Source organism: Paenibacillus sp. MABNR03 (assembly GCF_050455445.1).
In the GTDB taxonomy this organism is placed as follows: Bacteria; Bacillota; Bacilli; order Paenibacillales; family Paenibacillaceae; genus Paenibacillus; species Paenibacillus xylanilyticus.
Genome location: NZ_JBCIYR010000003.1, coordinates 629121 through 653449, shown reverse-complemented (window position 1 = coordinate 653449; position 24329 = coordinate 629121). Strand labels below are relative to the sequence as shown.

Below are 24329 nucleotides of genomic sequence, written 5' to 3'. Positions count from 1 at the left end.
CATTTCATACTAATGTAACACAAAAACCGATCAATAACGTAGAAAAACACAGGATTCCCATGAAATTCAGTCAAAAAAAGAGGCCCGAAGGCCTCTTGGCTTAAACTGTCATCTTATGAAGTGTATCCCTTGAAAACAACCTCGGCTGGTCCGGTCATATAGACATGATTGTCAGCTTCGTTCCATTCAATGTGCAGATCTCCGCCTTTGAGGCTAATCACTGCTGTACGATCCGTGTGTCCGTTCAGAACAGAGGATACGAGTGTTGCGCATGCACCGGTGCCACAGGCCAGTGTTGGCCCAGCCCCGCGTTCCCATACGCGCATATCCACGAATCCGCGATCGCGGACAGTGGCAAACTCAACGTTGATCTTTTTCGGAAACATCGGATGAACTTCCAGCAGCGGCCCCCAAGTCGCAAGATCGAAATTCACCGCATCATCCACGTAAATGACGGCGTGAGGGTTACCCATCGAAACCGCTGTGAATTTGAACTCCTGTCCATTCGCTTCAATGGAATGATCAACGACAGGATTGGCATCCACGGTTGTCGGGACCTGAAGCCCGTCCAAAATAGGCTCGCCCATATCCACTCGAACGGTTGCCACCTTCCCGTCAAGAACATTGAGGGTTACCGGCTGTACACCCGCACCAATCGTTTCAATCGTAATTTGCTCCGATGTCACATGACCATGATCATAGACATACTTGGCTACACAGCGAATGGCATTACCGCATTGCTCTGCTTCCGAGCCGTCGGAGTTCATAATGCGCATCTGAAAATCCGCCTTTTCGGAAGGCAGTATATAAACGAGCCCATCCGCGCCGATGCCGAAGAAACGGTTGCACCATTTCACAGCCAGCTCTGCTGCATCAGCCGGAAGCTGTTTTTCTCCAAATACAACAATAAAATCGTTGCCAAGTCCGTGCATCTTTGTAAATTCCATATCCTTGCCCACTCCTTTTGGCAGTCTTGCTGCCAAAGCGTTATACTTGCCCTTTTACAGAAAAAAGCTATCCTGCAAAATGCCGAAGGCTCTCGCCTCGAATCATTTTGAGGATAGCATATCGAAAACAATAAGGAAAAGCTATTGATTTTATGCTGAAAACTTTGTACTTTTCGGTACGAAGCTTCCAGGACCCATCCGGCGGCGGTTACGACGGCCTCCCCAGACACTGCCTGCTCCCATCAAGAACGTTGGGATCCCTGCGGCGACAATGGAAATTGCCCATTCACGGAAGCCAAGCGGTACCGTTTTGAAGATCGGCTGCAGCGGTTCCACATACATAACGACCAGCATCAGTACCACCGATGAAATGACCGCGAGAACCAGATATTTGTTCTGAAGCGGATTTCGGTGGAAGATGGAGCGAGAGCTGCGGCAGTCAAACACATGAATAAGCTGAGCCAGAACGAGTGTTGCAAAAGCCACGGACTGTGCCTTGATGAGCTGACCCGGTTGATCCGGAGCTGCTTGAAGCGTAAGCCAGAACGCACCCAGTGTACACAAGCCAATTAACACACCTCGGCTGATAATTTTCCACCCCAGTCTCCGGGCAAAAATATTTTCCTTGGCACCTCTTGGTTTGTGCTCCATCAGATCTTTTTCCGGCTGATCCACACCGAGCGCCATGGCAGGCAAGCCATCTGTCACGAGATTCACCCACAGAATCTGAATCGGCACGAGCGGCAGCGGTAACCCCATCATCATGGCAAAGAACATCGTTAATATCTCGCCCACGTTCGAAGCAAGCAAATATCGGATAAACTTGCGAATATTCTCGTAAATATTACGTCCTTCTTCAATGGCCGCTACAATAGTAGAGAAATTATCATCACTGAGAATTAACGCGGATGCCTCTTTCGTCACATCCGTACCCGTGATGCCCATCGCGATGCCGATATCAGCCGCTTTGATCGCTGGTGCGTCGTTGACACCGTCTCCTGTCATCGCTACAACATGGCCTTTGCGCTGCAGTGATTTTACAATCCGGAGTTTGTGCTCAGGTGACACCCGGGAGAAGACATAGATGCCCTCTACCTGTTTATCCAGCTCGTCGTCCGTCAGTCCTGCCAGTTGCTGTCCGCTTAACGAGCCTCCACCTCGCGGAAGAATACCCAGCTGCTGGGCAATGGCCTCAGCCGTGGTTCCGTGATCACCCGTAATCATGACGGTCCGAATGCCTGCTCTGCGGCAGGTAGCAATCGCATCTCTGACTTCACGACGCGGTGGATCAATCATGCCCGCGAGCCCTACGAATACAAGCTGGTTCTCGGCTGTATGTTCGTCGTCCACCTTTTCATCAGGACGCACCTCACGATATGCCATTCCAAGAACCCGCAGGGCTGCCCCGGCCATCTTCTCGTTTGCAGCCATCACTTTCTGTCTCAATGTTCCGGTGAAAGGCACAACTTTGCCTTCCCACAGAATATAGCTGCACTGTCCGATCAACACATCGGGGGCGCCTTTCGTATAGATCATGCGGCCTCCCTGATGTTGGATGAGGACTGACATCCGTTTGCGATCCGAATCAAACGGGAATTCCTGTTGACGTGCATATAACTCTTTGAGTCCGGCAGGGGTAAGGCCCATTTTGGAAGCGAGGGTGACGAGTGCTCCTTCGGTTGGATCACCTTTCAATTCCCATACCACGCCATCTTCTTTGACGATTTCCTTCTTGCCATCTTTCCCCTTCTTCTTACTGCGTTCCTCCGAAAAGCTCTCCACAATACTGGCGTTATTACATAGTGCACTGATCTGAAGCAGTCTTCGCAGCGTCTGGTCACTCTTCAGCTCCACCGTGCGGCCGTCCTCCAGCATCTGTCCTTCCGGAGCGTACCCGTCCCCGGTAACCTTGATACTGCGCCCTTCCAGCCATACATCAGTGACCGTCATCTTGTTCTGGGTTAACGTGCCTGTCTTGTCCGAACATATAACTGAAGCACAACCAAGTGTCTCGACAGAAGGCAGCTTGCGTACAATGGCTTTGCGCTTGATCATCCGCTGTACACCCAGCGCGAGTGCAATCGTCACGATGGCCGGTAAACCTTCCGGTATGGCAGCTACTGCCAGACTCACGCCAGCAAGGAACATCCCCACAGCCGGTTGTCCATGCAAAATACCAGCCACAACCACCATCACGGTAAGCCCCAGCGCGACAAAAATGAGTATTTTGCCAAGCTGCTCCAAGCGATGCTGTAACGGTGTTTCCTGTTCCTCGGTATTTTGGATCAGATCGGCAATTTTGCCCATCTCGGTGTCCATGCCCGTCCGAATGACAACACCTCTGGCTATCCCGCGGGTGACCATGGTACCCATAAAGCCAATATTTTTCTGGTCTCCAAGCGGCACGGCATCATCCTTAATGATATTGCAATGCTTGCTTACAGGGACTGATTCCCCGGTGAGTGCGGATTCCTCCACATCCAGACTGTTCGTCTCCAGCCAACGTACATCCGCCGGAATGCGGTCTCCACTCTCGACAAGGATGATATCGCCAGGGACCAGCTGTTTGGCAGCAAGCTGCACTTCCTGACCGGCCCGAAGCACTTTGGCAAGTGGAGCAGACAGCTGCTTCAATGCGCGCAGGGAACGCTCAGCCCGGAATTCCTGCACAAAGCCCAGAATTGCATTAAGTACGATGATGGCCACAATGGTTACGGCATCCAAATATTCTCCAAGCAATCCGGATACCAGTGTTGCCCCCATCAAGACAAGTACCATAAAATCCTTGAATTGATTTAGCAGCAGTGTAATGGGAGATATGCGTTTCCCTTCACTCAGCTCATTTGAACCCGCTGCTTTCCTTTTCTGTGCGACAGCCTCATCCGTCAGCCCTTCCTCAAGATTGACGTCAAGCGTGCTGTGAAGCTCCTCTACGCTTAGTTGATGCCACTTGGTCTGTTCCATGCTTCAAGGTTCCCCTCCCAGTCTATATTTCCTGTAAAAGACGTTCATACATCTGCACCGGCTTGCTAACGGCAGCTGCATGTTACGCCGGACAAACTACCTGCTCTATATGTATTCGGACAGGACCCCGAATAGCACCCGGATGGTGAATCCTTTCCCTGATGGACAGAATAGGCTAAAATAAAGGTCTGCGGTCATAACGCAGCGGAAGCCGAGTTAACTTATTGAGCATTTTGCATAAATCCAAACAGTGACCTCCAAACTCCAATATATAATTCGAAATGGTTTTGTTCGTTTATATACTGTACTCGGGAGCGAGCGGAATCGAAGGATGCAAATTGCTGTATGCAAGAGACAAGTGACAACGAACTGCAACCGGTTCTATTTTTTACATATTCCAGTTGTGCGTTTCAGTTATAGATAGAGAGGAAGTTGAAAAATATGGCATTGGACGGCATTGTTACACGAGCGATCGTACATGAACTGCAGGGCTGCAAAGGCGGCCGCATCAGCAAAATTCATCAGCCTAATGGTCATGATGTCGTTTTGACCCTCCGTGCACAGCGCGGAAACAGCAAATTGCTGATATCGGCCAGTCCGACGTATCCCCGTGTGCACTTTACGGAGAAAACATTTTTAAACCCTACAGAAGCACCGATGTTCTGTATGCTCCTGCGAAAGCATTGTGAGGGAGCCATTATAGAAGAAATTCGTCAGATCGGCATGGAGCGGATCATTCACATTGACGTTCGCCAGCGCGACGAGCTCGGTGACGTGTCCGTGAAACGAATCATCATTGAGCTGATGGGTCGTCACAGTAATATCGTACTGCTGGACCCAGTCACCGGAACGATTCTGGACGGCATACATCATGTAACCCCTTCAATCAGCAGCTATCGGGTCATCATGCCTGGTTTTTCCTACACAGCCCCACCGGAACAGCACAAAACCAACCCGCTTGAGGTGAACCAAGCTGATTTTGCCAAGGGTTATACCGAAACGGAAGATGAAGCTTCCCGCTGGCTTGTCAATTCATTTAGTGGACTAAGCCCACTGATTGCAGGAGAGATTACTGCTCGGGCATCTGCTACTAATCATGGGGACGCCCAGCCAGAGGCGAGTGCATTGTGGAATGCATTTGAATCTGTGATGGGACCTGTAAAAGAAAACAGCTACACGCCTGTAACCGGGCTGAATGCCAAAGGAAAAATGATTTTCTCTGCTGTTCGTCTTCAGGGCATTCAAGAGGCGGAAAAAACCTATGACACGATGAGCAAGTGCATGGAAGATTATTACGGAGATAAAGCCGAACGGGATACGGTGAAGCAGAAGGTAAGCGACCTGCTGCGGTTTCTGCAAAATGAACGAAGCAAAAACGTCAAAAAACTCGACAATCTGAACAAGGATCTGCTGGAAGCCGACGATGCGGAAAAATACAGATTATGGGGCGAACTGTTATTTGCTTCTCTCCATCAGATCAGTAAAGGGGATAAAAGTGTGGAGCTTGTAAACTTCTATGATGAAGATCAGGCAACCATTACCATTACACTCGATCCCCTGCTTACACCATCAGACAATGCTCAGCGTTACTTCAAGCGGTACAATAAATATAAGAACAGTCTGGCTGTCATTCATGAACAATTGGGCAAAACCAAGGAGGAGATCGTCTATCTGGACAACCTTCTGCAGCAGCTGTCCATCGCCTCCATGAACGATATTGAGGAGATCCGTGAAGAGCTTGTGCAGCAGGGATACCTTCGCGACCGGAACAAAAAAGGCAAGAAGAAAAAGAAAAATGATCGTCCAACGGTACATCAGTTTACTTCTACAGAAGGCATTGATATTCTGGTGGGGAAAAACAACTTGCAAAATGAGTATGTCACTAACCGTCTGGCCAGTGCCAACGATACCTGGCTCCACACCAAAGACATTCCAGGCTCACACGTTGTCATTCGCAGTACGGACTTTGGCGAGGCTACGTTGGAGGAAGCAGCACAGCTCGCAGCCTACTTCAGTCAGGCCAAGGAATCGAGCAGTGTTCCCGTGGACTATACCTTTATACGTCACGTACGCAAACCAAGCGGTGCCAAACCAGGCTTTGTCATCTATGATCATCAAAAGACACTGTTTGTGACGCCTAATGAAGAGCTGGTCAAAAGCTTGCCATCCACCATTAAAAACGGATAAGGCAGGGCTTCATACCCATTGTAAAAAAACAAAGCCCCAGAACAGAGTATCTCGTGTTCCGGGGCTTTGTATTTTTACCCTTATATTACTTGGCAGCAATATTAACGTTTTGCCGCCGCACGAAGCTGATCCAGCACGTCAACCGCAACCGTCTTGCTCCCCAGATCCCCGTGAAAAACAACTCCCTGTCTTACACCGTGATAATCTGAGCCGCCTGTCACAATCAATTCAAATTCACGTGCCAATTCGGCATATCTGCGTTCCTCTTCCGGGCCATGATCCGAATGAAATACTTCGATCCCGTCCGGCTGGGATTTCTCGATAATTTGACGAACCAGTTCATCGTTCCCGTAGAGACCCGGATGGGCAATAACCGCAGCTCCTCCCGCCTCTCTGATCCACTGGCAGGCATCTTCAGGTGCTACACGCGGAACCGATACAAAACCCGGTTTGCCTTCGGCCAGATAACGATCGAATGCATCCCGCATATCGACAGCATATCCTTTGCTGACCAAAACATCAGCCATGTGCGGTCTGCCAATGCTCTCGTCCGGCTCCAAAGGACGCCCCAGCCCCTCAATGACTTCTTCCCAGCTGATGGCAAGACCGAGCTCCTGCAGTTTGGCAATGATGCGATGATTCCGTTCCTCACGCGCTTCGCGGAGACCATGCAGCCGTTCCAAAAAGAGTTGATCCTCTATATTCACATAATACCCCAGCACATGAATGTCTTTGCCTCCTGCACGAGTACTGATCTCTACGCCAGCAACAACATCGATGCCCTGTTCCAGACCGGTCTGCCGGGCTTCTGCCACACCTGCTACCGTATCATGATCCGTGATTGCTAGTGCTGACAGTCCTTTTTGTTTTGCCAGCTTCACGTTCTCAGCAGGTGACTGCATGCCGTCTGAAGCCTGACTGTGAGTATGAAGGTCACAGCGTCCGTTAAGTTGATCCATTAACAACATCTCCCTTGTATATGTGTTATCGGATAGCGATTATTTGTTTCCTTTCTCTATGGCTCCCTCCACCCCCGCGTGCTCCTGCTGTCTCAAGTAGTTTAGAAAGGCTACTGCCGATAGAGGAAGCAAGGAAGACTTCAGATGAATCGCATAGAATTGTCGCTTGAACGTAAGTCCCCGGATATCGACAATATGGACCAGACCAAGGGCAAGTTCATGTTGAACAGATGAAGGAGATAACATGGTAATACCCACACCGGCTTCCACTGCCGATTTCACCGCCCCTGTACTTCCTAGTTCCATCACTACGTTCATGTCCTGAGGATCGATGTTTTTCTTTTGCAGCTGATCCTCCATGACCTGTCTTGTACCAGATCCCTTTTCCCGCAATACAAACGGATAAGTCATAACCTCTTCCAGCTCCACTTCTCCGCGATCAGCAAGTGCATGGCCTGCCGGAACAACCAGCTTCAGTTCATCCTGCATCACAGGTTCCACAATCATGTCGGGATGATGGATCGGTGCCTCGATCAGACCAAAGTTCAACTGGTGTTTCAAAATATCGTCCATAATTTGTGTAGTGTTCATGACTTTCATTACGATGGAGATATCCGGATACTGACGTGCAAATGGACCGAGCATCCGTGGCAATACATATTCGCCAATGGTCAAACTGGCCCCAAGCTGTAACCTTCCCTGAAGCATTTGCGTAAATGCCGACATTGCTTCATCGGTCTGCCTGACCAGCTCCACGCTTCGCTTGGCATGTGGAAGTAATGTTCGTCCGGCTTCGGATAATTCTATTTTTTTGGTTGAACGGTGCAGTAGTTTCGTGCCGAAATAGTCTTCCAGCGATTGAATCTGCATCGTCACCGCAGGTTGTGTCATATGTAAGGCTTGCGCAGCTGCTGAGAAACTCCCCTTTTCTGCCACGGTGTAAAAAATATGCAATTGATGAAAATTCATATCTTCGCCCCTCTTCTGTCCGCTTCCCTCATTGTAGCCGATTTTCTGAATTCCAACAAAAAAAGCATGCAGCTTGTCTGCATGCGATGTAGCTTAAATATATCATTGCAAAAATGTGAATGCTCCTGTAAATCACTACTTGTGCTTACGACTGTTCTTAACCAGAGTCATTCGTCTCGAATGTCTCAGCCAGGAATAATATGATTTCAGATCACGAAGCTCAATCGTCTCTGACATTCGCCCCAAAAAGGTAACTACAATCATCTTGTGAAGAGGATTGCCGGCGATATCATATTCCCCTTCAAGCTCGGAAAATTCCGCAACCACTACCACATCTTCGTCGATGAGGTAGACGTCCTGCTCATTACGGTAGTATGGCGTAATACGGTCCTGCTTCAGACACTCCCATAACCAAGCCGCAATATGGTCATCATCATTACGTGTGGGCTCAATACGGTCTGCGTACCGCATTTTGGCATGATGGGTAATGACGATGTCGGCCACTTTTTTGTCTCCAAGAGCTACGAAAAACGGCTCATAGGTGCTCCAACGTTGCATCACCTTATCACGCATGGGAATCACTCTCCACCAGATAGGACTTTCTATCTATTTATTACCAAATATATTACAACATAAGTCCCGCAAGCTCAAGGCATAAGTGCAGATTTTTTCACAAAATCCGTTTTGTGCCTCATTCATCCAAAGTGCGGCCGAAAATCAGGGATAATCTGCTGCCATCTCTTTCTATCTTAATCCTTTTTCGAAAGAAAAGGAACCCGCGAAAAGCCGGATTCCATTGGTGAACTTCCTTTTTCGGTTCTGCACCTCTTTTGTCAGCGTCAATACTCCTCTGGAGAATGCTATGATTTTTGCTCGCCGGGCCTATCATGGTCTATAGTGCATGCTGCCCGGCACCGAGCTCGTCTCCCATCGTTTTCAGGAGCTGATGGGACGCGTCACATTTATATTCCCAGAACATCACCCCGGCAAGGTCATGTTCAATGATATACTCGCATTTTGCTCTGATCGATTCCGGATCATCGTAAGAGATGAACGTGCTCCCGTCAAACAAATAAGGTGCCCTCGCCTCATCATCCCAATATCTAATGTATCCGTTAAGGCCAATATACTTTTTACTTAACTCCGTATATTCCGGGCCGTAGCCTCCGGTCGTCTCAGCCATCTGATGCAGCCCGTTGTTCCGGTCAGGTACACCCTTCCACATCCGTGAATAGAATGCGGCACCGATGACAAGTTTGTCTCGGGGTACTCCTGCATTAAGGAACATTTGTACCGAGGCATCCGTGCTGATCCGATACAGATCACCTGTCGCAGTATAGAGATTGGTATGGTGTCCTGTCAGGACTTGAAATCCCCCGCGCATGTCATAGGTCATCAGCTGCACATAGTCAAGGTATTGCTGAACCTGATCCATTTCCGTGCCGTCAATGTAATACTGGTCAGCACCGGCCGCAATGGTCAGCATGTAATACCTTCCATCTTGCTCACCCAGTTTCGTCAAAGCTGCCCTCATCGCCTTCAGCAGCAGCGTGAAGTTAGGTTTATCCTCCGCGGAAGCAGCAATACCAGCTTCCCCATAACACGGGTATTCCCAATCCAAATCAATGCCGTCCAGTCCATAGGTTGTCACTGCCAGGACTGCAGACGCCGCCAGCCTTTGCCTGCCTTCCTCAGTCGCTGCCGCTTCCGAGAAACCGCCTGCACTCCAGCCCCCGACAGACAGTATTATTTTCAAATCCGGAAAGGCCTTCTTCATCGTCGAAATCCGTTCCATATTCTGCAGATGACTGGTCTGAATGACACCGTCCTGAATGTGGCCAAAAGCAATATTGATATGCGTCATCCGACTCAAATCAGTCTCTGCTACTTCGTTTAGATCACGATGGCCGACATATCCGATAATCCATCTTTTGCTCATTTGCCGTCTCCTCCATAATCAGCTTCTTTACTGTGCTGTCCGTTCAGCTGTGAGCTAACCTGAAGGGCTTCCTTCACAGCACCAATCCGGTAACCGGATGAGACATAACGAATCCGATAGGACCTATCCAGCACAACAAGGTGAGGATACCCTGACTCTGTCGCTCCAGAGCTTCGGAGCAGTTCAGGCAATGAACCAGCATTTGCCTCTCCCAGTCTGATTTGTGGCGGCAGCATCTCCTGCTGTTCGCTTTTCAATTTTTTGCTTGTACCCAAAGAGCCTGTAATTAATATTATCGGCACATCCCGCTCCGCCAGTTCCTCCCTAAGATCAGCAAGTTCTTTCAGCAAATGCATGGTCGGTTCTCGCTCTGGTTCAATCCAGGACAGCAATACGCTTGAAGCCGTTCCACTCAGACTGTGTTCAAGTGCAGCTGCGCTTCCATCCTGCCATTGCAGTTCCATATTCTGATCCACTGTTCCAAGGACAGGAATCTCTTCTTCTGTGCTGCGGAAGGTTACGGTAACTCGGACTTCCTCCCCTTCTTTTAACTCAAAATAAGTAAATCGTGATCTCACCGTGCCATCTTTCAGACGAATCCCTGTTGTCATGCGATAAAATCCTTCCTCTGCTGCCAGAGGCTCGGCAAACAGCTTCGTCTCTCCATACGGAAAGTGCAGAGTCACGTATTTCCCCTGAACAAGGCGGGCAATGGAAATATTCTGGTAATAGGAAGCCACCGGCGTGTTCCGTTCTGCCTCTTTCTGCTCAAGACGAATAGTCCCTGTCCGCTGCTTCACCTCTTCCTTGCCGCCAAGATCTGCAAAGATCCAGCTGCCTCCATGCCAGTACTGCGGCTTGCGTTCACTTGGATGCAGACGGGAAGGAATGCCGAGACTGCGACAAATCGAAACAAACAGGATTGCCAGAGACTCTTCATCTCCAGCCATTAACCGATAGGTCCCTGCTGCTGTACCCTTGCCTTTCAGATTGGGCAGATCCTCCGAATGAACGTATTTCTCCTTGAGTCTTGCAGCAAGAAGTGAAGGATTTTTCACCATTTCATCTTTCTCTTCTTGAGTAAAGGCTGTCTGAAACGGCTCTTTGTATTCGCCAAGCATTTCGAATGAAACGCGTGGACATAGTACGTAGGGAATAAACAAGGTGTCCGGCAGCATGCCGCGGAGAGGAAGCGAATAATTCAAGTGATCATGCAGCACCGGGCGGAACGTATCAATCAAATCCTTACTGTTCAGCGATTCCAGCAGGAGCAGCGGCCACTCCCCGTGCTCCGGGGTGCTTTCTTTGAGAAATTCGGCAATTTCCTGTCCATTTCCGCGCGCTTTTTGCATAACGTCCCATACTCTTGCCTCTGGAAGACCCAGCTGCCGGGATAGATTCATGCTCTCCCTCTTTGTTATAAATGCAGCTTCAAACGCTTTGCGAATATCTGCTCCCTCTTTCAACCGCTGCTGATGCAGCGACTCTGCTTCTTCTGTAAGTTCCGGCAGGTTCTCGCCCTCCGTCTCGGACGGAGGAACCATATCGTAATCGACGATTCCACTCTCTTGCTTGGGCTGTCTTTGCAGGTCCAGCACAAGTTCCAACCGATCCGTTTCAGCAATCGTCACCTTGCGCTCCTGCCACTGCCCTTGAAATACCGCACGAATAAGCAGATCTCCGAATCCCGTTTTGAAGACCACTTGTCCGTCTTCTTCTGTCACGAGTTCTGCAATCGGATAAAATTCAGCCATGTTGTACAGCTCGAATCGCACGGCAGCTCCCTTCACTGCTGCTCCGGTTTGATCCTTGACCGAAACAGTCACCTCTCTTGTCGGGGCATAGTTCTCCAGGAGATTCAGCTCGGTGTACCATTCTGTCGCAAGCGTAACATCTTCCGGACCATGATAGTTGCCAAGCACTCTCGTATTCATCAGCATCGAGCGACGTGCAGGCGGCGTAAACCATCCCTGGTTTAGCCTCGCTTCCGGTTCACATGCCCCGATATAATACCAGATTCCGTCAGCCCACGCTTCCACCCAGGCATGATTGTCATCACAGTGGGCCCAGCGAGGGGTATATACCTGACGGGCAGGAATTCCAATGCTGCGCAGTGCGGTTACCGCGAGCGTTGATTCTTCTCCGCAGCGGCCCTTTGCACTCCGTATCATCGTCAGCGGGGAAACGGTTCTAAGGTCACTACCGGTATAGACTGCCTTTTCGTGACACCAGTAGTTAGCCTCCAGTATCGCTTCTGCCATCGTGAGCGGCATGATGCGCTGTCCCAGTTCTTCGTAGAAGATCCCTCGGCAATCCTCTATATTTTCCGTATTCACCCGGCATGGCAGGACAAAATGCAGGAACAATTCATCCGGTACCCGCTGGCCCCACGGAACCTCACGCCGTATCTGCAGTGTTGATCTCACATGACTCAGAAAAAGCGCACCCGGAACATCTGCCAGATCCTGAAGCGGACTGTAAGCATACACAAACTTGAGTGCCCACTCTTCTTCCTCAGACAGCGGCTCCCGAAACACGGAAAAAATTTCGTCAGCCCGGGCTCCGACAAGCTCCTTTTTGATGCGAAGCTTGTCTTCAATACGATTCATCTCTTCAGGAGTAAGTGAAAATACCGACGTTTGCACACTCATACCATATCCCTCTCCTTCCACAGGTTTCCGTCCTCGCGAATGACCCATCTTCCGGCCCCGTCCGCAGTTGAAGCTGAAATTTGAAACAGGTGGTCCGCAGCATAAACCTCAGGATGTACTTCCACATCCGGAATCCAGTCGAGCAGTGACAGATCTTGCGTAAACGTCCCATTCAGCGCCCTGTAATTACGCTGCAGGTAATACAGCTTTCTCAGCTCCCATTTAATGCGTTCGTCCTGCGGCATTACAAAATCGTCCGGACCGTCTTCATTTACGAACACAACATACCCCCACAGTTCGGGATAATGCATATTAATGAGTCCCATCGGTGACCAGACCCAGTTGTCCTCGGGATACGGCTTTCCAGTACCGGGATTAATCACTTTGCGGTAAGTACCCTCCACCACTTCTACCTGCCACTCCACCCGTGAGAAATTGACTCTCCAGAATTCACCTGGCAGCGGTGCCCGGTGTTCCTTCGCACACTCTTTCAGGCTGGTCCATGGAATAGCAACCTCAACAGACCATTTCCGGTTATTCACTTCCGGGCGATTCAGCTCACCATCAATATATACGGCTGTCTTCAGCCCTTTCAGATCCCAGCTGTCCAGCGGCGGACCTCCGTCCCTGTAAGGCTTGACCAAGAGCAGATCCCAGACCGTACCAAGCGCATTGATTTCAAATTCATAATAACCGTGGCTGTCCCCGTCAGGATCAATGAAGATTTCAAAATCGTTGTCGTAAAAAATGACGGAATCGCGTTCGGTTAACGTCGCCCAGATCTGGTCTTCCCAAAGCTCGGCCCCGAAATAAAAATGTTCATCATCCCACAGCATCTTAACCCGTGTATCCTTCGCGGGAGCAGGACGAAGGTCTCCTTCAATATCGACAAACGTGTCCGTCCATTCCGCCTGATTCCAGAAAGGTTTGTCCAGCCTTCCATCAAGCACCAGCTCACCTTCTGCGCGGCGGCAAATATAGTGTTTGGGCTGATAGGCATCCATATGAGGAATGGGTACGCCACTTAGCATCATTACGATCCCTCCATTTAGTTATGAGTAACGACCGCTCCTGATCCACCGTACATGTTAACCTTGTCATCAAACTCCAGCTTCACTACAGTGGTCAGTTCATGTGTATCTTCACCGGTCAGATGAATCCAAGTTGTTCCGGGGATTTGGAACCATGGCACTCCGCCATGAATGTCATACGTCAGTTCTTTGCCAGAATGCAGTACGGATACTTTTTTGATTTTATTGCAAAGTCCCTTCACACAGATGGTTTCCTTCGGATCCCCATGTACAAAAAGATAGAGCGTCTTTTCATCTGCCGAAAGCGTACTTCCGTCTCCGTAATACCGGCTCATGATCCCTTCCCTTGACCCATAGACCGCTTCTTCATGCGCTCTGATCCAGTCGCCGAGTCCAAGCAGGATCGCTTCCTGTCTCTCATCAATCGTACCGTCCTCCTTTGGCCCGATATCAAGCAGCATGTTGCCGCCCATGGAGATGCAGTCACAAAACATGCGTACGATCTGATGCAGTGATTTATAATGTTGATCTGTTGGAACGTACCCCCAAGAGGAGTTGATCGTTGTGCAAAATTCCCATGGCCCGTCCGGCCGCGTAATCGGAAGCCCCTGTTCCGGTGTCTTGTAATCCCCATGCCCCTGCAGGCGTGAATTGATGATGAGGTCCGGCTGCAGCGATTTCAAATACTGTTTGAATTCAGGCAGGTTCCACTGCTCCTCGCTTCGTTCCCAATCCCCGTCAAACCACAGCAGATCTACCTTACCGAACCCGGTAAGCAGTTCTTTCAGTTGATGGTTGTTAAACTCAAGGAACTTCTGCCATTTTGCTTCATCCTGAATCCCGTCCACGGGAGAAGAAAACGGATTGGCAGAACCAGGATCATCCGGAACCTTGCCACCTTCATATACACTTGGGTAATCCGGGTGAGACCAGTCGATCAGCGAGTAGTAGAGTCCGAGCCGAAGTCCCCTTGCCGAGACCGCATCCGCATATTCTTTGACGATATCACGTGCAGCCGCTGTCTTCTTTACGGTGTTCAAATCACTGTACTGTGTGTCCCACAGAGCTACCCCGTCATGATGCTTGGTTGTCAGCACAGCGTACTTGGCACCCGATTTCTCTATCAGGTCAGCCCACGCAGACGCATCAAATTTGGAGGCAGTAAATCCTTCCATCTGTTTCATGTAATCGTCATAAGTCATGCGTCCATTGTAGAATGACCACGATTCCGCTACCCCGTCAACTGCATAAATTCCATAGTGAATAAAAATCCCCAGCTTCGCATCCTCGAACCATTTTTGCATGATCATCCACACCTTTTCCTCTACGATATTGAAACCCGTGCGTAACCCTTTCAAAAAAGCTATGTGCAAACCATTTTTTTATTGCTATCATTTATAAGAAATGGCGATTCTCCAATGGAAGGAGGCAGCATTTTACGTGCGAATGGACTATTTCAAATCCAAGCTGTTCCTGAAGTACATTTGGTCCTACCTGTTCATTCTGCTAATTCCTCTCGCGTTCATGACCGTGTTCATCTATGAAAATGCCGTCAAAACCCTCCGCACTGAAATTGAAAGCTCACGTCTGGCCCAGCTATCTCAAACCAAAGTAACCATTGACAGTCGCATGAAAGAGCTCAGCGAGATCGCTTCCCGGATTTCGTACGACAACCGACTCTCTTCCTATCGGGTCACCAATACGCAGACCAGCCCTGAAGCCATTCGCGCACTGGATCAGTACAAGGCGACCAGCTCCATGATTGATGAAATCTATCTTTATTTCCATGATGACAAACGCATATACTCCAGCAAAGGCCTGACCGACTTTGAGGTGTTTGCCGACAATCTCAGCTTTGAGAGCTGGGACAAGCAATCCTTGTATAACGATCTAAACGAAACCAAGCATCCTACCGTAAGACCGGCCGACGTGGTGACCAAAACCGGGGGAGTGCGGGACCGCAAGCTCGCCTATCTTATTCCCATAACTCCAAACAGTCTGAACCCGCATGCCACTGTCATGGTTTTTATCAAGGAGTCACAGATTACAGATCTGATTGATTCCATTCTGGGAAACTATCAAGGCTTGACCTTTGTTCTTGATGTTGAAGGACAGATTCTTGCCGCCAACTATCAGGGGGATACACTTAGCACAAATGCATCCGCTGCCTTATTCAATACCATCACACCAGGCATCCAGGAACGGAGGCTGGACGGCAAAGATCATTCCATCGTATCTGTCCAATCCGAATCCAACGGCTGGACCTATATGACTGTGATGCCAAGCTCCCAATTCTTCAGCAGTGTACTGGATGTCCGCAGTTTCATGATGCTGATCCTAGGCATCGTAGTGCTAGTCGGAGTCGCCGTAGCTCTCGTTCTGGCCAGAATGCAGTATCAGCCGATCTCTACCCTGGTCGAATTCGCCTCCTCCCGCTTTCCGGAAAAGAAGAATGCCGGAGAGCCTGGATATGCCAATGAACTGGAACGGATTCGTTCCGCTTTGCAAAATTACAGCTCCCGCATCGATTTACAGGAACCGTTTGCCCGCAATCAGTACTTGTCCACACTGATCAATTTCGGAAATTCAGATCCGTTGTCCCCTGAACTGATGCAGCTGTTCGATCTGAAGCTGGACAAGGACACTCTGTTTGTCATGGTCATCGGCTGGAATGGGTCCAAGCACTCCGATATGGAGTTGCGCCGCCGTATTGCGAGTTGTCTTGCCCATATCGAGCTGCCGGACCTGCAAGCAACAGGTTATGGTGTTGAACTGCCACAGCTGGATCGATTCGGTGTGATCATGAGTTTTGATGCACTAGAAGGACTGGAGGAGATATCCTCCATCAAACAAATCATGGAGCACGTTCGCCGCATGCTGCTGGACACATTGTCCATCGCACCGATGATCGCTGCCGGAAGCGGTTATCGGCAGCTTCACGAGTTGAATCAATCGTACATCGAGGCCTGCTCTGCCTTTGATCTGCTCGTGCCAGGGGAATTCGGGACCTCTGCGCTATTTGAAGAAATGTCCAAGACACCAAGCCATTCCTTCTGGATTCCGAACCACATGCAGCTAAAGCTGGCCCAGAGTCTGAAGCAGGGTAATTCCGATGTCGCCTCCCAAATGATTCGCTCTTCCGTGAGTAGTCTGCAGTCTTCCATGCTGCCAGCACTGCTTGTACGCTGTATCAGCTTTGATCTGCTGAACACGATATTAAAGACAGCTTCGGAGCTCGGAGAGCATCATATGCTCCAACAGATTGCTCCCAACATGGTATTTAGCAGCTCGCTGGACGAGCTTGAATCGGTCCTGCTCTCGCTTGCCTCCCAGCTATGCGCCGAGGTGAACCAGGATACACAGCAGGAAGAACAAACATTAATAGACCGAATTGTAGACTATATCGACACCCATTTTACGGATCACAATCTAAGCCTGGATACGCTTGCCTATGAATTCGAAGTGTCTCCTTCACATGTCAGCCGTTCCTTCAAGGAAAAGACTGGCATTAATTTCATCCAATACATTTGGCAAAAACGACTCGACAGAGTGTTTCATCAGTTGAAAACAACGGATACCCCCTTGAAAGATCTCATTCAGGAAGTCGGGTATCTGGATACACCAAATTTTATCCGCAAATTCAAGAAAGAAACTGGGCTTACCCCGGGACAATACCGCAAGCTTCATCGCACCACAACCAGTGATGCAGGGGCTGACTCTGCCAGCTAATGAATAGGAAAGCCAACATGCGATCGTTAAGGATTGCGGTCGATGTTGGCTTTCTTTTTTTTTCATTTCCAAAGGACGGTTAATGGAATTCGCTGACGATTATTGACCCGCAGCATTCCAGGTATCGTAAACTTCCTGATAGATTTCCTGAATCCGGTCTCCGCCCATCTTCTTCATTTGTTCGACATAGCCATCCCAATTGGACAATGGCTCTTCCCCGGTTACAAACTTCGCTTCCATCTGCTTGACATACGTATTCAGGTCAGACAACAGTGCTGAAGCTTCATCCTGCTGTTCGGTGGTCAAATAAGCATTCGGGAACGGTGCTTTACCAATCGGTATGAGCTTTTCCTGATTTTCCTTTGCAATCCACTCGTCAAATTCAGTCGTAAGGCCCTTCGTGAGTTCCGGCGAATTATGCCCTGGAGTCAACATGCCAAAGTTTGGAGTAATGGTGCCTCTGTACTCTTCACGGTCGCCGCCTCCCGGAACAGGCAACCATTCTTTTTCATGCGTGTCTTTGTTGGTATACTTCCACAGCGTGCCTTCAGGACCTTGATTAAAGAGCGTTTGCCCCTCAACGGAATACAAATAGTCGATCCAGCGCATGGTTGCTTCCGGATGCTCATTCACACTTGTGATGGCAAATGTCCCATTCGCGGAGAGGCCCGGATGCATTCCATAAACAGGAGTTCCTGCAATATCACTCGCCACCGGTGTCATCAGCGGATTCTTCATTGCCGCGTCCGGGTCGCCGCCCAGCGTAAAGTAGGAGAAATAGTCATTAAAGAGAGCAATTTGATTGTTTTCTCCCTTGGCTTTTTTCTGCTCAGGCGTCTGGGAGAAAGTCTCGTGATCCAGCAGATCCTCTTTCCACAATCGATTCATGAATTCCAGATAACCTTTGTAACCTTCCTGCATCGGACTGTAGAACACCTTGTCTTGTTTATCCACGTATACAACAGGGTCATAGATCCCCCAGAAGCCTAGAAAGTACATTCTCAGATCGTCCAGCTTCACGGAAGTCAGCGGAATTTCATCAGCTTGGCCGTTGCCATTCGGATCTTCAGTCTTTACCCGCTTCAGTAATGCATACAATTCCTCTGTCGTCTTCGGCAGTTCCTTCACGCCAAGCGCTTCCAGCATACTGCCGTTATACCACATCGGGCTGCGATACCAGACTGCAGCACTGTCAATGAAAGGAAGGGCGTAAATATGTCCTTCGGGAGTTGTGAACGATTTTCGAATGTCCGGATTTTCATCAAACAACTTTTTAATGTTTGGAGCATATCCCCCATCAATGTACGGCTCAAGCGGAACAAGCGAACCTTGGGTACCGTAGGTCACCTGCTCTGCAGGTGTAAGGTCGGCTCCGTACAGTACATCAGGCAAATCACCACTTGCAAAGACAAGGTTTTTCTTGGTTGCAAAGCTGTCAATCGGAGTGAGCTGGAATTCAAACTTGATGTTCGTAAGCTTTTCCGCTTCCTGAATGACCGGCATCGTATTCCAATCCGCAACGCCTACATCCTGAGACATCATGGTCAATGTGATCGGTTCCTCCACAATAGGAAAACCCTCTTGTTTTACCCCTGTCTCTTCCGGTGTCCCCGGTTCAGCGGTTGAACCGCCATCAGGAGAGGTTCCGCATGCCGCAAGCATGCTTGCAGCAAGGATCAAACTTAGAAGAACCGTTGACTTCTTGTGAGCTCTCTTCATGACAACAACTCCCTTTTCGGATGATTTATATGGTATAGATCAGCCCTTGACGGAACCAATCATGACACCCTGAACAAAGTAACGCTGCAAAAACGGATATACAATAATAACCGGCAGTGTGGATACAATGATGACTGCATAGCGAACGAGTGCCGCTACTTCGGCTTTGTTATTCAGTGCTGAGGCAGCTGAACTGTCCATCATGCCGGAGCCCTGGGCCGACATTTCCTGCAGCACGAGGATCTGTCTTAATACGAGCTGAAGCGGATATTTTGCCGAATCATTCAAATAAATCATCGCTGAGAAATAACTGTTCCAGTGCCCTACACCATAGAAGAGCGCCATAACGGCTATGATCGGCATGGACAGCGGAAGTACGATTTTGAAAAACAGCTTGAAATTAGAACAACCATCAATCTGTGCGGCTTCCTGAAGCTCACTCGGGATCGTTCCCTGGAAGAAGGTACGGGAGACGATGATGTTCCATACCGAAGCTGCGGAAGGCAAAATCAGTGCCCACATGCTGTTAATCATGCCGAGCTCCTTAATCAGCAGATAACTCGGTACCAACCCTCCGCCGAAGAACATCGTGAACATAAAGACACCCATAAAGAACCCTCTGCCAACCAAGTCTCTTCTGCTGAGCGCATACGCCGCCGGAATGGTGAATATCAGGTTTACAACAGTACCCACAACCGTATACAAAATGGTGTTTGCATAACCTGACCAGATCCGTTGATCCTGAAGTACTCTTTGATACCCTTCAAACGTGATATCCTTGGGAAAGAGCCACATCGCACCCGAAGCAACTTCTTTCGGATTGCTGATTGAAGCACTGATCATATAGACCAGCGGATAGGCTACAAGGAGAAACGCAATCGTAACGTAGATATAGTTCAGGGTCAGAAAAATTTTGTCTTGTCTCGTTTCTTGTATACCGGTTAACATGGTTCCCCCTCCTTTACCAAAGACTGTTCTCACTCGTCTTGCGTACAATCTGATTGACCGTAACGAGCAGGAACGCATTAATCACAGAGTTAAACAGGCCCACAGCAGTGGAGAAGCTGTATTGTGCATTTTCGAGACCTGAACGATATACAAAAGTGGAAATGACATCTGACGATTCCATATTTAGCGGGTTCTGCATGAGCAGGATTTTCTCAAACCCAACTCCAAGCAGACTTCCCATGTTCAAAATGAGCAGAATCGTCATTGTTGGTACCAGCACGGGAATGTTAATGTGCCGAATTCGCTGCAGTCTGTTTGCCCCATCTATAATCGCTGCTTCATGTAGGCCAGGATCCACTGCCGACAACGCAGCAAGGTAGATGATTGTACCCCAGCCCGCACTCTGCCACACGCCGGAAAGCACATATACCGTCTTGAACCATGCCGGGCTTGTCAGAAATGCAGGCGCATCGATACCCATCCATTCCACAAAACGGATCAAAATTCCGGTGGATGGAGACAAAAAGGCAATCACCATACCAACCATCACGACAACAGAGATAAAATGAGGCGCATAAGTAACCGTCTGGACCAGCTTTTTGAATCGCTTGTGTTTCAATTCATTGAACGCCAGCGCTAGAATAATCGGAATTGGAAACCCGACAGCGAGCTCATACAAACTGATGCTTAGTGTGTTCCACATCAAATCCCAGAAATAATAGGATTCAAAGAATCGAACAAAGTGATCGAAACCTACCCAGGAACTCCCGAATACTCCCCGTACCGGATTGTAATTTTTGAACGCAATCTGGATACCGTACATGGGTCCGTAGTGAAAGATGAGAAAATACAGAAATGCGGGTGCGATAAACAAATACAGCTCCCAGTTCCTCCAGATTTTTTGCCATCGCTTCCTGCTGATTTTCGGCTGGTATAACGTCTGTTGCTGATTGACCGTTTTTACTTCCTGCACACAGGATCGCCTCCTTCTGTCGTTTCTCATGTTTGGGTCGTGCGCCGCAGGAAAAGATTGAAAGATTCATTTTACATGTTAGTTTTGTTGGCGCAGCTTTAGCTTAACAATAGAGGATCACGCATTTTTTCGTAAATATGTCATTTTGTCAAAGCGCATAAACATTGATGTACCAAGGTTTTATAAGATTTTAACTCCATTTTTACAATCGTAAAATGTGTAATTTTCACCTAAAAGAAAGCGATTCCATTTGTAAAAGTGGAAAATTACCAATTGAAAAATTGGCATACATACGATCTATTTTACATCATTTTTACTTTCTCTTGAGCGAACGTGACTTTGATGTGTTAATTTAAATTACATACTCCTAACAAATATTAGATTGGTTAAGTGAGAAGTTTGACTTTTTTAAAGTAATGGAACATCCCCCTATTCGGTATGTACAGCACGTATTGCTTAGATGAGATCGAGCCTTATTCCTACAAACAAAAAAAAGCCGCCAATGGGGCGACTTCTATTGCAAATATGTTTTTGTATTTCCACACTTATGTCAGCCCATTTTTATTGGTGAACGTATTGGTTATATCCCGTAAAAACTTGTTTTGTCCATCGTTTTGCTGGCATACTCTGTTTTGATCTCGTTCCGATAGGAACGTTCAATCTTGCGCACATAGGAAAGCCGCTTCACATTTTTCATCGTATCTTCAGCCCGCTCTGCATTAACGTACATGACGACATAATGCATTCGGCGGGAAATGTAATGAACGGTACCATACTTTTCGAGGTTGCGGGCCGCTTTTAAATCACTAACCCAAATAATAAATCCTGTCCTTTCCGCAAACATCATCTTCCCCGCCTCTCTTATAATGGAGACCGGACACTTCCGAGGAGAAGGTCCGGTCTATATGGAATTTAATTTATTGGAATTCGGTTAACCGCAGCTGCATTTGCCGCCGCTGCCACAGCCGCCACCTTTTGGATTCGGGTCATTGCTTGGAACCTTAATGGTGGTAGACACTGCGTAAGCAATGGTCTCCGACATCTGATGCAGCATCTCATCCAGCGCTCTCTCCGCCTGCTTGAAACGGGCTACTGCCTCAATTTGTTCCAATTCCTGTTCCAGAGCTCTTACCTGGTCTTTTGCAGCATGATAATCCGGGTGGAAGTGCCCAAAACGCTGTGTTTCTTCAAACAGTTCCTTTTTGGCATTCAGCTTGCGTATTCCAGCTTGGATCTCCGGATTGGTTTCAACTTGCTGCTTCCAATATAAATAATCCGATACTTCGGCAGATTGGTTAATCATGTCGCCCAGTTCATATGCGCCCGTCAACACTTGGGCCATATCGACCGTGTTCAATTCCGCTACGCTCATGAAATTCATCCTATCTATATATAAAGTTCTACGTAAGGTAGACTACTTTATCATAGCATATCCCCCGATAGTTAAGAAGAGTTTTTCCTGCAATTAGAAAATAGGGGAACATGAGCTTCATGCGTCATATCTGCTCTGGTACGATCAGTCGTATCTTGTCCCAGTCCATAGGCGAGATGGTACACCGCTCTATTGCTCTCTCGTCTGTCCCAGGGACAACCCAGCCTGTCAGCGTCCAATCGTCATGACCCTGGATTTGTTCCGGAATAATGTATACCACGGACTGATCTTTTTTCAGACTCAGCTTGGTCTGCCATTCTATCGCTTTTGCCGTAATCTGACGAGTTGTGGACATGTGATACCGCCGCCAATCGTTATGCCACATGTCCGGAATTGACCCGTACTCTGGTAAAAGATCCGATGGCTCCACTATGAACTGCTCTTGCTCATATATAAACGAATCCGGCCCAAGATGGAATAGTCCCTCCCTACCCTGTACATAAAAGCTTGCTTGTGAATCACCAGGTTCAATCACGTGATCATCCTTGTCGTTCAAAAAGGAGTCAATCGACTTTATAATCTGATTATTCGCTGCATTTTTATCACTCTGCGTCTTCAAGCGATCCCATTCACTTCCCCATTGTTGGATCGCCATACGTACATGCTCTGGGACTCTCGTGGCAGCATAACAGTCAAGGAATTCCATCACTTTGTCACACGTAAACCCGTTTCGTGACGCATTCATGATTTGTTCTTTGGTCACACGATAAATACTCATCCGGTCGAGGCTGATCAATTCGGCGCAGTACTCCAGTTTCCAGCGAAATTGTGGAATCACCTCTGGTGGGACCATAATTTCGAAGTCAGGCTGCACAAAGAAGACTTCCTTGCCAGTATCCATGGCTTGCTGTACCTCCGAGTGTAACAACGCTTCAGGATCAACCAGCCAGCGATAAAACAAGTTGCCAGAAGCATCTTCACCAATCTCGCCGTATCCCCATCCAGCTAGAGCATTGAGCCAGCTCCGGACATATTCTGACTGTCCAGCATCCCCGGTTTCCCCGTTCTTGTTACGCTGCAGAATCACATCTGCAATATCGAACCACGTATTCTGGCTTGCACCTAACAATATCAAACGGTAGCGAAAATGTTGTACCTCTGGGCTCGATATACCATATCGACCCATACACACCTTGAATATTTCGCGATGCATGAAGGGCCAAGACTGCTTTAACCAGTAACCCAGAGAGGCAGCATCTACCTGTATTTTTTCTTGATCCTTATGGAGAAGCCCCAGGCTGAGCAGCATATCCAAAAGGATGGCAACATGGGCAGGATACACACCCGGATGTTCGTACTGCAAGTTTAACCCGACAAAATCTTCGGCACACCAATGAGTCATGGCACTTAAGCGCTGCAGCATTCTTTTGTGGACTGTACCTTTACTGGTTAATGTGAGATTTTCTCTGGCGATCCAGGCCAGAATATGAATGATTTCAACAGCGATATCCGGTTTGGCTTCTTGGATTACTTGAATTGGATTACTCTGGGTCATCTTAAGTTCAAGTCCATCCCGCCCCATATCCCGCTCCGGCAAACCGTTATCCCTGATCCTTTGTGCGTATGCTGCCGTTAATGCGGGGATGAGGTGAACCGGGATGTAGTATAAGCTCTCCCCCCATGTCTTGCGTACAGCCCTAATCCACCCCTTCTGCCTTAGACGAATAAACGCTGACCTGGCTTCCACCCCGCTCAGTCCTTCTGCCGCTGACTCGGACGTTGTCATCATTGTGGAAAAGGGTTGACCTGCATGTTTGTGAAAAAGAGCACCCAGTACTACTTGCTCTGAAGGTAAAAGTTCCGTTAGCTCTTTTGGTTCCGATGCTTCGTATACTCGCATTGGCTTTGCCCTGCCTTTCTATACCACACTTACGCCTGGTG

At 48.6% G+C, this 24329-nt stretch carries 17 protein-coding genes; 2 read left to right on the top strand and 15 right to left on the bottom strand.

The annotated features are described in order from the left end of the window. Window positions 1–113: 113 nt before the first annotated feature. Together dapF and AAIH57_RS18130 are read right to left on the bottom strand one after the other, a co-directional pair. A complete protein-coding gene (gene dapF / locus AAIH57_RS18135; protein ID WP_175395682.1) occupies window positions 114–947 on the bottom strand; it encodes a diaminopimelate epimerase in 834 nt (277 codons plus the stop codon). Between the two features lie 150 nt (window positions 948–1097). After that, a complete protein-coding gene (locus AAIH57_RS18130; protein ID WP_430022569.1) occupies window positions 1098–3911 on the bottom strand; it encodes a calcium-translocating P-type ATPase, SERCA-type in 2814 nt (937 codons plus the stop codon). A gap of 441 nt (window positions 3912–4352) precedes the next feature. Between AAIH57_RS18130 and AAIH57_RS18125 the strand changes: the two genes are divergently transcribed. Beyond that, window positions 4353–6098: an Rqc2 family fibronectin-binding protein gene (locus tag AAIH57_RS18125; RefSeq protein ID WP_430022568.1), complete on the top strand. Its 1746-nt coding sequence runs from the start codon at window positions 4353–4355 to the stop codon at window positions 6096–6098. Between the two features lie 101 nt (window positions 6099–6199). Here AAIH57_RS18125 and AAIH57_RS18120 read toward each other — a convergent pair whose 3' ends face one another. The 7 genes from AAIH57_RS18120 to AAIH57_RS18090 form a co-directional block, all read right to left on the bottom strand. Next, window positions 6200–7057, bottom strand: a complete 858-nt coding sequence (locus AAIH57_RS18120) for a PHP domain-containing protein (RefSeq protein ID WP_175395685.1) — start codon at window positions 7055–7057, stop codon at window positions 6200–6202. Window positions 7058–7096: 39 nt separating this feature from the next. After that, window positions 7097–8026: a selenium metabolism-associated LysR family transcriptional regulator gene (locus tag AAIH57_RS18115; RefSeq protein ID WP_175395686.1), complete on the bottom strand. Its 930-nt coding sequence runs from the start codon at window positions 8024–8026 to the stop codon at window positions 7097–7099. Window positions 8027–8161: 135 nt separating this feature from the next. Then, window positions 8162–8599 carry a hypothetical protein gene (locus AAIH57_RS18110; RefSeq protein WP_175395687.1) on the bottom strand — a complete coding sequence of 146 codons (438 nt, stop codon included), beginning with the start codon at window positions 8597–8599 and terminating at the stop codon, window positions 8162–8164. A 319-nt stretch (window positions 8600–8918) separates the two neighbouring features. Continuing rightward, window positions 8919–9965, bottom strand: a complete 1047-nt coding sequence (locus AAIH57_RS18105) for a glycoside hydrolase family 18 protein (protein WP_430022567.1) — start codon at window positions 9963–9965, stop codon at window positions 8919–8921. Then, complete coding sequence (locus AAIH57_RS18100; protein WP_430022566.1) at window positions 9962–12616, bottom strand: transglutaminase domain-containing protein; 2655 nt, start codon at window positions 12614–12616, stop codon at window positions 9962–9964. The genes AAIH57_RS18105 and AAIH57_RS18100 overlap by 4 nt, the downstream gene beginning before the upstream one ends. After that, window positions 12613–13650, bottom strand: a complete 1038-nt coding sequence (locus AAIH57_RS18095) for a carbohydrate-binding family 9-like protein (RefSeq protein WP_430022565.1) — start codon at window positions 13648–13650, stop codon at window positions 12613–12615. The genes AAIH57_RS18100 and AAIH57_RS18095 overlap by 4 nt, the downstream gene beginning before the upstream one ends. A gap of 14 nt (window positions 13651–13664) precedes the next feature. Beyond that, window positions 13665–14951, bottom strand: a complete 1287-nt coding sequence (locus AAIH57_RS18090; RefSeq protein ID WP_430022564.1) for an alpha-L-fucosidase — start codon at window positions 14949–14951, stop codon at window positions 13665–13667. 142 nt (window positions 14952–15093) lie between these two features. Between AAIH57_RS18090 and AAIH57_RS18085 the strand changes: the two genes are divergently transcribed. Beyond that, window positions 15094–17376, top strand: a complete 2283-nt coding sequence (locus tag AAIH57_RS18085) for a helix-turn-helix domain-containing protein (RefSeq protein WP_430022722.1) — start codon at window positions 15094–15096, stop codon at window positions 17374–17376. A 99-nt stretch (window positions 17377–17475) separates the two neighbouring features. Here the strand turns inward: AAIH57_RS18085 and AAIH57_RS18080 are convergent, their stop codons facing one another. The 6 genes from AAIH57_RS18080 to AAIH57_RS18055 all read right to left on the bottom strand — a co-directional run bounded on the left by AAIH57_RS18080 (window position 17476) and on the right by AAIH57_RS18055 (window position 24288). Beyond that, window positions 17476–19095, bottom strand: coding sequence for an extracellular solute-binding protein (locus AAIH57_RS18080; protein WP_175395693.1), 1620 nt, complete (start codon window positions 19093–19095; stop codon window positions 17476–17478). A gap of 39 nt (window positions 19096–19134) precedes the next feature. After that, entirely contained in the window at window positions 19135–20043 is a 909-nt protein-coding gene (locus AAIH57_RS18075) for a carbohydrate ABC transporter permease (RefSeq protein ID WP_175395694.1), read from the bottom strand. A 13-nt stretch (window positions 20044–20056) separates the two neighbouring features. Continuing rightward, window positions 20057–21046: an ABC transporter permease gene (locus tag AAIH57_RS18070; RefSeq protein ID WP_175395695.1), complete on the bottom strand. Its 990-nt coding sequence runs from the start codon at window positions 21044–21046 to the stop codon at window positions 20057–20059. Between the two features lie 550 nt (window positions 21047–21596). Beyond that, window positions 21597–21860, bottom strand: coding sequence for a YlbG family protein (locus AAIH57_RS18065; protein ID WP_095290540.1), 264 nt, complete (start codon window positions 21858–21860; stop codon window positions 21597–21599). An 87-nt stretch (window positions 21861–21947) separates the two neighbouring features. Beyond that, complete coding sequence (locus AAIH57_RS18060) at window positions 21948–22388, bottom strand: YlbF family regulator (RefSeq protein WP_175395696.1); 441 nt, start codon at window positions 22386–22388, stop codon at window positions 21948–21950. Window positions 22389–22512: 124 nt separating this feature from the next. Next, window positions 22513–24288, bottom strand: coding sequence for a helicase-associated domain-containing protein (locus tag AAIH57_RS18055; protein WP_430022563.1), 1776 nt, complete (start codon window positions 24286–24288; stop codon window positions 22513–22515). Window positions 24289–24329 lie beyond the last annotated feature (41 nt).